At 47.1% G+C, this 12,824-nt stretch carries 10 protein-coding genes and 1 tRNA gene; 8 read left to right on the top strand and 3 right to left on the bottom strand.

What is annotated here, in order from left to right; all coding sequences use genetic code 11:
- Nucleotides 1-157: 157 nt before the first annotated feature.
- Both FTU55_RS05370 and FTU55_RS05365 read right to left on the bottom strand, forming a co-directional pair.
- Nucleotides 158-233: transfer RNA gene (locus FTU55_RS05370), tRNA-Arg, on the bottom strand.
- 85 nt (nucleotides 234-318) lie between these two features.
- On the bottom strand, nucleotides 319-1,674 hold the full coding sequence (locus FTU55_RS05365; protein ID WP_034597873.1) for an amino acid permease: 1,356 nt from the start codon (nucleotides 1,672-1,674) through the stop codon (nucleotides 319-321).
- A gap of 328 nt (nucleotides 1,675-2,002) precedes the next feature.
- Between FTU55_RS05365 and prpF the strand changes: the two genes are divergently transcribed.
- Nucleotides 2,003-3,193, top strand: coding sequence for a 2-methylaconitate cis-trans isomerase PrpF (gene prpF, locus FTU55_RS05360; protein ID WP_163145532.1), 1,191 nt, complete (start codon nucleotides 2,003-2,005; stop codon nucleotides 3,191-3,193).
- Nucleotides 3,194-3,402: 209 nt separating this feature from the next.
- Nucleotides 3,403-4,311 carry a farnesyl diphosphate synthase gene (locus FTU55_RS05355; RefSeq protein WP_005179661.1) on the top strand — a complete coding sequence of 303 codons (909 nt, stop codon included), beginning with the start codon at nucleotides 3,403-3,405 and terminating at the stop codon, nucleotides 4,309-4,311.
- A gap of 36 nt (nucleotides 4,312-4,347) precedes the next feature.
- Here the strand turns inward: FTU55_RS05355 and FTU55_RS05350 are convergent, their stop codons facing one another.
- Complete coding sequence (locus FTU55_RS05350; protein ID WP_104505625.1) at nucleotides 4,348-4,704, bottom strand: hypothetical protein; 357 nt, start codon at nucleotides 4,702-4,704, stop codon at nucleotides 4,348-4,350.
- A 470-nt stretch (nucleotides 4,705-5,174) separates the two neighbouring features.
- Between FTU55_RS05350 and ndhC the strand changes: the two genes are divergently transcribed.
- The 6 genes from ndhC to nuoG all read left to right on the top strand — a co-directional run bounded on the left by ndhC (nucleotide 5,175) and on the right by nuoG (nucleotide 12,821).
- Nucleotides 5,175-5,720 carry an NADH-quinone oxidoreductase subunit A gene (gene ndhC, locus FTU55_RS05345; RefSeq protein ID WP_005179655.1) on the top strand — a complete coding sequence of 182 codons (546 nt, stop codon included), beginning with the start codon at nucleotides 5,175-5,177 and terminating at the stop codon, nucleotides 5,718-5,720.
- A gap of 6 nt (nucleotides 5,721-5,726) precedes the next feature.
- Entirely contained in the window at nucleotides 5,727-6,404 is a 678-nt protein-coding gene (locus FTU55_RS05340; RefSeq protein WP_005179652.1) for an NADH-quinone oxidoreductase subunit B family protein, read from the top strand.
- A gap of 87 nt (nucleotides 6,405-6,491) precedes the next feature.
- Nucleotides 6,492-8,279: an NADH-quinone oxidoreductase subunit C/D gene (gene nuoC, locus FTU55_RS05335; protein ID WP_005179647.1), complete on the top strand. Its 1,788-nt coding sequence runs from the start codon at nucleotides 6,492-6,494 to the stop codon at nucleotides 8,277-8,279.
- Nucleotides 8,280-8,293: 14 nt separating this feature from the next.
- Nucleotides 8,294-8,803 (top strand): NADH-quinone oxidoreductase subunit NuoE, encoded by a 510-nt coding sequence (gene nuoE, locus FTU55_RS05330; protein WP_005179645.1) that lies wholly within the window; start codon nucleotides 8,294-8,296, stop codon nucleotides 8,801-8,803.
- Nucleotides 8,800-10,131, top strand: coding sequence for an NADH-quinone oxidoreductase subunit NuoF (nuoF, locus tag FTU55_RS05325; RefSeq protein WP_005179643.1), 1,332 nt, complete (start codon nucleotides 8,800-8,802; stop codon nucleotides 10,129-10,131). Before nuoE ends, nuoF begins: the two co-directional genes overlap by 4 nt.
- A gap of 11 nt (nucleotides 10,132-10,142) precedes the next feature.
- A complete protein-coding gene (nuoG, locus tag FTU55_RS05320; protein ID WP_005179641.1) occupies nucleotides 10,143-12,821 on the top strand; it encodes an NADH-quinone oxidoreductase subunit NuoG in 2,679 nt (892 codons plus the stop codon).
- The last annotated feature ends 3 nt before the right edge of the window (nucleotides 12,822-12,824 follow it).

Here is a 12,824-nt window from a genome sequence, read left to right as displayed (position 1 = left end):
CTCATGAAATACGGTATTCTGATGTGACAAAACCTGAATCCTGGTCGTTAAAGTGTTTGTTTACACTCATATTTTAACTGTTAGGACTCAGGTTTTTTTATTTAAAGCAAACTATGGGACAGCAGTGGAGATGCGCCTTCCTTTTTTATAGATACGATGGTGTGCCCTGCGGGACTCGAACCCACGCCGGTCGCTTAGGAGGCAACTGCTCTATCCAGTTAAGCTAAGGGCACAAAACGCCCTTAATTTAGCTGAAAAAAAGCTGAAAAAAAAGTTATTACCGAAGTAATAACTTTTTCTTTTGTCAGTAAAAATAACTTAGCTGTTTTTTTGTTTTAGCAATTTAAACAGACCCCACATCAGCACAATCCAGACCGGAATCATATACACCGATTCGCTAAAGCCTTGGGTCCACATAATGTACAGGATGGTGGCAATAAACAGCAGCACAATCACGTTACCCACAGGTGACCACAGTGCAGGGAAAGAGGTGGTTTGACCTGAGTTTTTCATGGCCTGAATAAACTTCAGGTGAGTCAGGGTAATCATGGCCCAGTTCAGTACCAAGGCACCGACCACAATATAAATCAGATGACTTAAAGCGTCTTCTGGTACAAAGTAGTTCAACAATACACAGCCAAAAATCAGCAGGGCAGAGAACAGCACCGCAGGAATTGGCACGCCTTGCTTGTTCACTTTCAGGAATACTTTTGGCGCATTGCCTTGTTGGGCCAGACCGAACAGCATCCGGCTATTGGCATACATACCACTGTTATAAACCGACAGCGCCGCCGTTAAAATAATAAAGTTCAGCAGATGTGCCGCCCAGCCAATGCCTAACTGGCTAAAGATCATCACGAATGGGCTTTTATCCAGACCGCCCAGTTCCAGCTGATTCCATGGCACTAACGACAGTAAAATCGTCAATGAACCAACATAGAAAATCAGGATACGGAACACCACCTGATTGATGGCTTTTGGAATAGTCTTTTTCGGGTCCTGCGCTTCTGCTGCTGCCATACCAATTAGCTCGATCCCGCCAAAGGCAAACATCAGGAAGGCCAGCATGAAGAATAAGCCTTCAAAGCCGTGCGGGAAGAATCCGCCATGGCTCCAGAGGTTGCTAAATGAAGCAGTCGAGTTGGCATCTGCGGTCAACAGGAGGTACAGACCAAAAATGATCATCGATACTACTGCGGCCACTTTAATAATTGCCAGCCAGAATTCTGATTCCCCATAAAATTTTACATTGCCGAGGTTGATCAGGGTAATGACAATAAAGAAAAACAGGACCGAGGACCAGGCCGGAATATGCGGCCACCAGTAGTTAATATATTTGGCGACAGCGGTGAGTTCGGTCATGGCGACCAGAATATATAAAATCCAGTAATTCCAGCCGGCCAGGAAGCCAGGGAATTTCCCCCAATAGCGATAAGCAAAATGGCTGAAAGAACCTGCAACTGGTTCATGAACAATCATTTCGCCCAGTTGGCGCATAATTAAAAATGCAATCAAACCCCCAATCGCATAGCCTAAAATAATAGAGGGACCTGCGGATTGGATGACTTGAGCGGAACCTAAGAATAAGCCAGTACCAATCGCGCCGCCCATGGCGATGAGTTGGATATGACGGTTCTTTAAGCCACGCTGAAGTTGAGAAGACTCGTTGTTCAAAGTGTTCAGCCCGACAATGTATAATAAGTGGCTCGATTGTAATAGATAGTTGCAAATTAGCCTAGTAGATCACCAGTCGCTTCAGAACAGCTCATAAAATCGAAAAATGGTCATTTTGTTGAAACAATAATTGAATCAAGATATTAATTTTATTGGCTATATTTTTTTAGGCTTGAAAATTTCAAGTCTGCAGCCAAAGATTTGGGTAAATTTTATACTTAAGTCCAGTTCACCTGATTTTTTAAGCAAAAGACGTTATCATTTAAAGCAAGCAAAAACCTTGCTTTGGATTATGTAATACAACGAAAAATCAAAGGATTAGATAAGAATGCGCTGCGCTCCACAAATTAAAATTGCAGCCACCTATATGCGTGGCGGTACCAGTAAAGGTGTCTTTTTCAAATTGGATGACTTACCAGTCGAAGCGCAAGTGCCTGGAAAAATTCGTGATCAGCTACTGCTACGGGTCATTGGCAGCCCGGACCCTTATGGCAAGCAGATTGATGGCATGGGCGGCGCCACTTCCAGTACCAGTAAAACCGTGATTCTGGCCAAAAGCAGCCAGCCGGAGCATGATGTCGATTATCTATTTGGTCAGGTGGCAATTGATCAGCCTTTTGTGGACTGGAGCGGTAACTGTGGCAACCTGACTGCTGCGGTGGGTGCCTTTGCCATCAGTCAGGGCTTGGTGGATGCCGATAAAATTCCAGAAAACGGTCTGTGCACTGTGCGTATCTGGCAGAAAAATATTCAGAAAACCATTATCGCGCATGTGCCAATCACCGATGGCCAGGTGCAGGAAACCGGTGATTTTGAGCTGGATGGTGTGACTTTTCCGGCAGCAGAAGTACAAATTGAATTTTTAGATCCGGCCGATGATGGCGAAGAGGGCGGGGCCATGTTTCCGACTGGCAATGTGGTGGATACCTTTGTGGTACCAGATGTCGGGACTTTTCAGGCGACTTTTATTAATGCCGGTATTCCGACCATCTTTTTAAATGCCGATGAAATTGGCTATAGCGGTACCGAATTGCAGGATGACATTAATAGTAATCCGGAGGCGCTGGCGCGTTTTGAAAAAATCCGGGCCTATGGGGCTAAGCAGATGGGCTTGATTGATGATGTGGCGGAAGCGGCAAAACGTCAGCATACCCCGAAAATTGCTTTTGTCGCGCGTCCACAGAGCTATACCGCATCAAGTGGTAAAAATATTCAGGCTGAAGATGTCGATTTGCTGGTGCGTGCCTTGTCGATGGGTAAACTGCACCATGCCATGATGGGCACTGCTGCGGTGGCCATTGGGACAGCCGCTGCCGTGCCGGGGAGCTTGGTGAATCTGGCTGCTGGTGGTGGCGAGCGTGAAGCGGTGCGTTTTGGTCATCCTTCTGGGACTTTACGCGTCGGCGCGCAAGCGGTGCAGGAAAACGGTCAGTGGCAGGTGAAAAAAGCGGTGATGAGCCGTAGTGCGCGGGTGCTGATGGAAGGCTGGGTACGTGTACCGGCCGAGGTGCTGGAATAACGCTGACTTGATTTTGCCTGAATTAATGAATTCGCCTCTATGTTCAATAGGGGCGTTTTTTATGGATTGAGATCGAAAGCTGAAAAAAACTGAAATATCCGCTTGTCTGTAGTTAAGGCTTAAAAAAACTTAAATTAGAGGTACAATGCGGACAGGGGGTTGGCCAGTGACGGCTAACAATCTTATAGAACAACCAATTCGAGGCAAATGTGTCATCTCTCACTGACGTCCCTGTAACTGTGTTGACTGAAGCGCAACAACGTATCCAACAAGATTTATTGACAGCCTTAGACGCTTTTGCCATTCCTGAGCCTTTAAAAGGGGCGGTCTATCATGCAGTAATGCTGGGTGGAAAACGCGTGCGTCCGGCCTTGTGTTATGCCACAGCAGCCTTAAAACCGAATACCAATATGGCGGCAGTGCGCCGTGCAGCGGTGGCGATTGAGCTGATTCACTGCTATTCGCTGGCGCATGATGATTTGCCTTGTATGGACAATGATTTGCTGCGCCGTGGCCAGCCGACCTGTCATGCGGCTTTTGGTGAAGATACGGCACTGTTGGCCGGTGATATTTTGCAGTCAATGGCCTTTGAGGTATTGGGCAGCCGTTTGTTTGATCAGGGTGCGGCAGTAGATGCGACAATTGTGCTAAAGCAGATGCAGATTCTGGCGACCGCGTCTTCCAAGATGGTGTGCGGACAGGTGCTGGATTTACAGGCCGAAGGCAAGCAGGTCGATCAGGCTGCGTTAGAAACGATTCATCGCAATAAAACCGGTGCTTTAATTTCTGCGGCGATTATGATGGCTGCAGTAGCGATTTTTGAGGGTACCGATCGCGCGATTCCACAACTGCGCGAATATGGGCAGGTGATTGGTCTGGCCTTCCAGGTCCAGGATGATATTCTGGATATTATTTCTGATACTGAAGTGTTAGGCAAAACTGCCGGGAAGGATGAACAGGTGGAGAAATCGACCTATCCGGCATTGATGGGGCTGGAGCAGGCACAGGCTTATGCCACAGATTTGCATGATCAAGCCCTGCAGGCGCTAGACTACTTTGCTGAAGATGCCGCCGCATTAAGAGCCATTTCACAATTTTTATGGCAACGTAAAAGTTAATTAAAAAAGCGTGTTGTCAAAACACGCTTTTTTGTTTTATTCCTGGATTTTGGCATCCGGAGCAATCAGGGCTTTGCCTTTCTTAAGGCCTTCTAGTGCAGCCTGATTAAAGTCAAACAGCAGCTTATTGTCTTTGGCATCAATATTGTAACGGCTAATCAGTTTCTGGTCACCGTCCAGGGTATCCACCGTGTACTCATCAGCAATATTTAAAATACCATCGAGGTTAATACTGGCTGAGGCTTTGTCCTGACGGAACAGCTCGTAAATATCACGTAAATCGAAAATGGCATTGTTCGCGTCTGGATGTTTCTCAATATAATTTTCAATATGACGCATAATTAGCTGGGCAAAGAGAAAGTACTCAGGATGATGGGTAAATTTTAAGCTCATGTATGTACTCCTTATTATTGAAATTTATAGTTCTTCTTAGGAATACCATAAGCCTTCAGATTGATGAAGCCTTAAGCGCTTTAAATTGCAAAAATATACAAATCACGCCGGCATTCAGGCGCAGAATAAGATCATCATTTTAATTCGGTGTAAATGAAGCCGAATACGGCTGGCAGGATTGGCCATTGCAAATTTAGTGATCAATAGCAGCGACTCATGCAAAATTTTGGAAAAATTAATAAATAAACACATCTTGATTTAGTAAAGCGATTATGGCCTGTAGGGGCCAACAGAATGGTGCTCTGGCATTTGTTTCGCGGAAAAATCATCCGAAAGACTAAGGCTTATAAGCTAGCAAGTGAAATCATAAATCAGGTACAATTGGCGGGATTAATTTTGTGTTTGGTGTATTTGAAGGCCAATACATACATTCTTTGTTAATAAATAGGCCTGCCAGGAGTTATCCCCGCATGAGTGCCATTACTCCATACGAATGGGCAATTATTGCCTTCGTGATCGGCGTTACATTTTTATGCGTCTTTATGCTCACTGTCCCGTTACTCCTAGGGGGTAAATCATGGGGCCGTGCCAAGCAGGAGCAGTTTGAGTCAGGTGTTGTGAGTGCAGGTGGTGCACGCATTCGCTTGTCTGCCAAGTTCTATTTAGTTGCGATTTTCTTCGTTGTGTTCGACTTAGAAGCACTTTATCTATACGCATGGGCAGCTTCTGTTCGTGAAGTAGGTTGGGTGGGCTTTGCAACGGCTGCTGTATTTATTTTAGTTTTACTCGTTGGTTTGATTTACGAACTGTCAACCGGTGCACTGAACTGGGCTCCATCTGACAAACGTAAAGCTGCAGGGATTAAACCTAAAATCGGTTCACCAAATATGGATCTTGCAGAAATTACCCGCTTTAACTCAATTGAAGAGCTGGTAATCGACCCTACTGGTCAAATTCCTGCTCAATCTGCTGGTCATGTGAAAAAATCACAGGCTATATCATCTGATAAGGAGTAACTCGGGATGAAATATACCTTAACCCGTGCGAATCCGGATGCTGATCAATATCCACTTCAGGAGCGCCAGATCGTTACAGATCCGCTTGAAGAAGAAGTGAATAAAAATGTGTTCATGACTCGTTTAGAAGACTTGGCACATACAGCAGTAAACTGGGGGCGTAAGAACTCAGTTTGGCCGTTTAACTTTGGTACATCTTGCTGCTACGTAGAGTATGCAACGACTTTAACCGGCGTGCATGACTTGTCACGTTTTGGTGCCGAGGTTATTCGTGCTTCACCTCGTCAGGCCGACCTCATGATTGTCGCCGGTACCTGTTTCGTGAAAATGGCCCCAGTAATCCAGCGTTTGTACGAGCAAATGCTTGAGCCAAAATGGGTCATCTCAATGGGTGCATGTGCAAACTCAGGCGGTATGTACGATATTTATTCGGTTGTACAAGGTGTGGATAAAATCATTCCTGTCGATGTGTATATCCCAGGTTGCCCACCACGTCCTGAAGCCTTAATTCAGGCATTAATGTTGTTGCAAGACCAAATTCAATTAGAGCGCCGTCCGCTGTCTGCGGTGATTGGTGATGATCTTAAGCCAGTGTATAAGCCAAAGATGATGCCAGAACGTGACCGTAAGCAAGCACAGCGTATTGCGGTGAAAAACCTGCGCTCTATGGATGAAATTAAATAATTTAAGCGACAAAATCGTGGTGCACCCGTTATGGGTGTAGTTGTCGTTTAGGTTGACTGAATTTGTATTAAATAGGAAGCCAAGCCAATGGCTGAAACTGACATTGCTATGCCAGAATCAACAGCAGTTGATTCCCGCCCAGCATTTGCAATTGTAGAAGAGCTCAAAACCAAATTTGGTGAGAACTTCTATGTGCAAACGACTTTTGAAGATTTTCCAACGGTCTGGGTTGAGCGCGCACGCGTACAAGAAGTCTTGATGTTCTTGCGTACAGTGTCACGTCCATACGTGATGCTGTTTGACCTGTCTGCGGTAGATGAGCGTTTACGTACGCACCGCGACGGATTGCCTGCATCTGACTTTACCGTGTTCTATCACCTGTTGTCGTTAGAACGTAACAGCGATATCCGTGTCAAAGTTGCGCTAAATGAGAACGATCTGAATATTCCGACTGCGACCAATATCTGGCCAAATGCCAACTGGTACGAGCGTGAAGCTTACGATATGTTCGGCATTAACTTCGAAGGGCATCCAATGCTCCGTCGTATCTTGCTGCCAACCTATTGGGAAGGTCACCCGCTGCGCAAGGAATATTCTGCACGTGCCACTGAATATACCCCGTATATGCAGAACCAGGCCAAGCAGGATTTTGAACAGGAACACTTACGTTTTGTACCGGAAGACTGGGGGCTGACCCGCGGTAACGAAGACGAAGACTTCATGTTCCTGAACTTGGGTCCTAACCACCCATCTGCGCACGGTGCGTTCCGTGTCATCTTGCAGCTGGATGGTGAAGAAGTAAAAGACTGTGTACCCGACATCGGCTATCACCACCGTGGTGTAGAGAAAATGGCTGAGCGTCAAACCTGGCACTCATTCATTCCGTATACCGACCGTGTCGACTACCTCGGTGGTTGTGCGCAAAACATGCCGTATGTGATGGGTGTGGAGCAGCTGGCCGGTATTCAGGTGCCAGAGCGTGCACAATGTATCCGTGTGATGATGTCGGAACTGTTCCGTATCAATAACCACTTGCTTTATATCGGTACAGCAATTCAGGATGCCGGCGGTATGACCCCAGTATTCTATATGTTCGCCGACCGTCAGAAGATTTATGACGCGATTGAAGCGATCACCGGTTACCGTATGCACCCAGCCTGGTTCCGTATTGGCGGTACCGCGCATGACCTTCCAAACAACTGGCAGCACCTGATCCGCGAGATTCTGGAGTGGATGCCAAAGCGTCTGAAGGAATACCATACTGCAGCGCTGAAAAACTCGGTGTTTGAAGGCCGTACCCGCAATGTAGCGCAGTACGATGCAAAATCTGCATTGGCCTGGGGTGTGACAGGTACCGGTTTACGTGCAACAGGTATCGACTTTGACGTACGTAAATACCGTCCATACAGCGGCTATGAAAACTATGACTTCGAAGTGCCGGTGGAGTACGAAGGTGATGCCTATGCGCGTGTCATCGTTCACTACCGCGAAATCGAACAGTCTTTAAAAATCATCAAGCAGTGCTTGGATAACATGCCATCTGGTCCATATAAAGCGGATCATCCTCTGGCTGTTCCACCACCAAAAGACAAGACATTACAAGATATTGAAACCCTGATTACGCACTTCTTGAGCGTGTCTTGGGGGCCTGTCATGCCGGCAGGTGAAGCATCTGTAATGGCAGAAGTGGTGAAAGGGGCGTCGAACTACTACTTGACTTCAGACAAGTCAACCATGAGTTATCGTACCCGTATCCGTACACCAACCTTCACGCACTTACAGCAAATTCCTTCGGTGATTAACGGCAGTCTGGTCTCTGACTTGATTATTTATTTAGCGACAATTGATGTCGTAATGGCTGACGTGGATCGCTAAGGGGTAAACGCATTATGATGATTTTGACTGATAAAAAGCCACGTGTGAATGTTGAAGGGATTTTAACTGCGGATGAAATCCACGAAATCGAACATCACATTGGTCACTATCCGTACCCACGTGCAGCATCTCTGGATGCGCTGAAGTGTGTACAACGCCGTAATGGCTGGATTGATGACGCACAGCTCAATGCGATTGCTCAACTGCTTTCAATCAGTGTTGCTGATTTAGAAGGGGTAGCAACGTTCTATAACCGTATTTACCGTCAACCGGTAGGTCGTCACGTTATTCTTTTGTGTGACTCTATCGCGTGCTTCTTGATGGGGGCGGAAACTTTGGCAGAAGCGTTCCAGCGCGAGCTTGGTATTCAGTTTGGTCAAACGACTGCAGATGGTCGTTTCACTTTGCTGCCAATCTGCTGTCTGGGCAACTGTGACAAAGGTCCAACGTTAATGATTGATGAAGATACTCACGGTCTGGTTGAAGTGACATCAATTAAACAGTTATTGGAGAAGTATGTATGAATACCGAACCAAAACCAATTTATGGCGACGGTAACCCAGAAACTCATCCATTAACTTGGCGTTTGAGTAAACAAGAGCATGTTCGTAATGCAGATGATTACGAAGCGCTTGATGGTTATGCCGGCTTCAAAAAAGCCATTAGCATGACACCGGCTGAAGTGCTGGATGTGGTGAAAGCTGCAACCGTTAAAGGTCGTGGTGGTGCAGGCTTCCCGGCAGGCATCAAATGGTCGCTGATGGCGCCAAATGACAATTCAGGTCCACGTTACCTGATCTGTAATGCCGACGAAATGGAACCGGGTACCTTCAAAGACCGCTTGTTGATGGAAAAACTTCCACATCAATTGATTGAAGGTATGCTGATTGCGGCATATACACTGGAAGCGACTCACGGCTATATCTTTATCCGTGGTGAGTACATCGAAGCTGCACAATACTTAAATGAAGCAATTGAGCAGATTCGTGCCAAAGGTTACCTGGGCGACAACATCCTGGGTTCTGGCTGGAACTTCGAGCTGTATGTACACACCGGCGCGGGCCGTTATATCTGTGGTGAAGAAACCGCACTGATTAACTCGCTGGAAGGTCGCCGTGCCAATCCGCGTACCAAACCGCCATTCCCGCAAGTTGCAGGGGCGTGGGGTCGTCCTACGATTGTCAACAACGTAGAAACCTACAACAACTTGCCAGCCATTTTGTTACGTGGTCCTGAGTGGTACATCAACCTGTCTGCGGGTAAATCTAAAGATCCAGGTACGAAAATTTACGGTGCATCAGGTAAGGTGAAATTCCCAGGTCTTTGGGAGCTGCCTTTTGGTACCACTGCACGTGAAGTGATTGAAGAACATGCCGGTGGTATGCGTGACGGCCTGAAGCTGAAAGCATGGTTACCAGGTGGTGCATCAACAGACTTCCTGGCTGCTGAGCACATTGACCTGCCAATGGATGCAGAAAGCATCATGAAAGCGGGTTCACGTTTAGGTACCTGTCTGCTGATGGTGGTCGATGAAACCCAATGTATGGTTTCAGCAACCCGTAACTTAGAAGAATTCTTTGCGCGTGAATCATGTGGCTGGTGTACACCTTGCCGTGATGGTTTACCGTGGGCGGTAAAAGCACTGAAAGCACTCGAAGATGGTACGGGTACGAAAGAAGACATCGATCACTTACAGGAACTGACCCGTAAGCTTTGGATTGGTAAAACTTTCTGTGCACACGCACCAGGTGCGATGGAACCGTTAATGGGCGCACTCAAATATTTCCGTGGCGAGTTTGAAGCGAAAGTGGTGAATGCCGCAGCTCAGACCAGCAACGTAGAACAAGCTTAAGGAATTCGACTATGGCTACAATTCATGTCGATGGAAAATCGTATGAAGTCAACGGCTCAGAAAACTTGCTGCAAGCTTGTTTAAGCCTTGGCATCGACATCCCATATTTTTGTTGGCATCCATCCTTAGGTTCTGTCGGTTCTTGCCGTCAATGTGCTGTGACGCAATACGCGAATCCTGAAGATACGCGTGGTCGTCTGGTCATGTCATGTATGACGCCTGCTGCTGACAATACCTACATCTCGATTGAAGACAAAGAAGCAAAAGATTTCCGAGCTTCTGTTGTTGAATTCTTGATGACCAACCACCCGCACGACTGTCCGGTCTGTGAAGAAGGTGGTCACTGTCATTTACAGGATATGACTGTAATGACGCAACACGACCGTCGTCGTTACCGTTTCACCAAGCGTACGCATTACAACCAGGAACTGGGTTCGTTTATTGCGCACGAGATGAACCGCTGTATCGCCTGTTACCGTTGTGTGCGTTACTACAAAGACTATGCTGGCGGTACCGACTTTGGCGTGTATGCCAACGCATCACGTGTGTACTTCGGTCGTCCAGAATCAGGGACTTTAGAATCTGAATTCTCGGGTAACCTGACTGAAGTCTGCCCAACAGGTGTATTCACCGACAAAACTCACTCTGCGCGCTACAACCGTAAGTGGGACATGCAGTATGCGCCTAGCGTATGCCAAGGCTGTTCTTCAGGCTGTAACATTTCTCCAGGTGAGCGTTATGGTGAACTGCGTCGTGTAGAAAACCGTTTCAATGGTGAAGTGAACCAGTACTTCCTGTGTGACAAAGGCCGTTTCGGTACCGGTTATGTGAACCGTGAAGATCGTCCGCGTCAGCCACAATTCCGTGATGGTCAAAATGTCACGACTGTGTCTGTCGATCAGGCATTAGACACCGTGATTGAGAATCTTCAAGGCAAAAAAGTGCTGGGTATTGGCTCACCACGTGCCTCGCTTGAATCGAACTTTGCACTGCGCGAACTGGTTGGTCAGGACAACTACTCAACCGGTATGTCGCAAAAAGAGCAAAGTCTGGTGGAACTGGCGGCATCAATCATGCAAACCGAAGGTGTTTACAACCCGGGCATGCGTGAAATTGAAAGCTATGACGCCGTGTTAATTCTGGGTGAAGACCTGACACAAACTGCACCACGTATGGCTTTATCTGTTCGTCAAGCGGCGAAAAACAAAGCCAAAGAAATGGCGGCAGAGCGTCGTACTCAAGAATGGCTGGCTGAACCAGTACAACGTATTGCGCAAGATGCGAAATCTCCGATTTACATTCTGGCTGCAACACAAACCCGTCTAGCAGATGTAGCAACTGGTGAAGTGGTTGCATCTCCAAATGACATCGCGCGTTTAGGCTTTGCTATTGCAGCTGGCGTAAAAGGCGAAGTGATTACCGGTTTAGATGACGATGCCAAAGCATTTGCGCAAACCATCGCAGATACCTTAAAAGCGGCGAAGAAGCCTTTAATCATCTCTGGTACAAGCTTACAAGACGCTGCCATCATGGAAGCTGCGGCTCAAGTGGCTCAAAACCTTGGTAATGCAGGCTTAACATTGACTGTTCCTGAAGTGAACTCAATGGGCTTGGCGATCTTTGGTGGTCAGAGCTTGGAGCAAGCCTTTGCACAAGACTATGACACTGTGATTGTGGTGGAAAATGACCTTTACCGTCGTTTACCAGCGGCTCAGGTCGATGCTGCACTTGCAGGTAAAGACATTATTGTGCTGGACCACTCTGAAACTGCGACTGTGGCGAAAGCAGACATCGTACTTTCAGCAGCAAGCTTCGCTGAAGGTGATGGTACTGTGGTATCGCAAGAAGGCCGTGCACAGCGTTTCTATCAAGTGTATGACCCAAGCTACTACAAGCCGGAACTGGCGATTAAAGAATCTTGGCGCTGGTTACATGCCCTTGAAACTGGCATGAAAGGTAAAGCGATTTCATGGACCTTGCTGGATGATGTGATCGAGTCTGTAGCGAAAAACGTACCGGCATTAGAAGGTATTTTAGACGTTGCACCAGATGCGGGCTTCCGTGTCCATGGTCTGAAAGTGGCACGTGAACCACGTCGTTACTCAGGCCGTACTGCCATTCGTGCACCGCTTTCGATTCACGAACCAAAACAGCCGACCGATGTCGATTCTGCATTAACTTTCTCGATGGAAGGTTATGTCGGTAATCAGACGCCATCTGCACTGGTGCCATTTGCGTGGTCTGCAGGCTGGAACTCGCCACAGGCCTGGAACAAATTCCAGGACAACGTGGGCGGTCACTTAAAAGGTGGTGATTCAGGCGTACGTTTATTCGACCGTTTACCAAAACGTCCAGCACGTAGCTTCGTAGCACCAAGCCCTGTATTGGCCAATCCGGACAGCTTCCGTTTGGTGCCAATGCATCATATTTTTGCGTCAGGTGAATTCACCATTAAAACACCAGCGATGGAATCACGTATTCCTGAAGCCATGTTTGCCGTGGGTGAACAGGATGCAAGCCGTTTGAACCTGAAAGATGGTCAGAAGATCACTGTGAAAGCAGGTGAGACTTCAATTGTTCTTCCAGTTCAAGTGATTGAATATTTACCTACAGGTTATATTGGTTACCCAATTGGTCTAGCACCGACGGTATCTCTTGCTGAGCCTGTGTCAGTCGCGGTAGGAGTATAATTC

The sequence above is a fragment of the Acinetobacter sp. YH12117 genome, from assembly GCF_013418865.1.
GTDB classification, from domain to species: domain Bacteria; phylum Pseudomonadota; class Gammaproteobacteria; order Pseudomonadales; family Moraxellaceae; genus Acinetobacter; species Acinetobacter indicus.
This window is presented reverse-complemented; position numbering and strand designations above follow the sequence as displayed.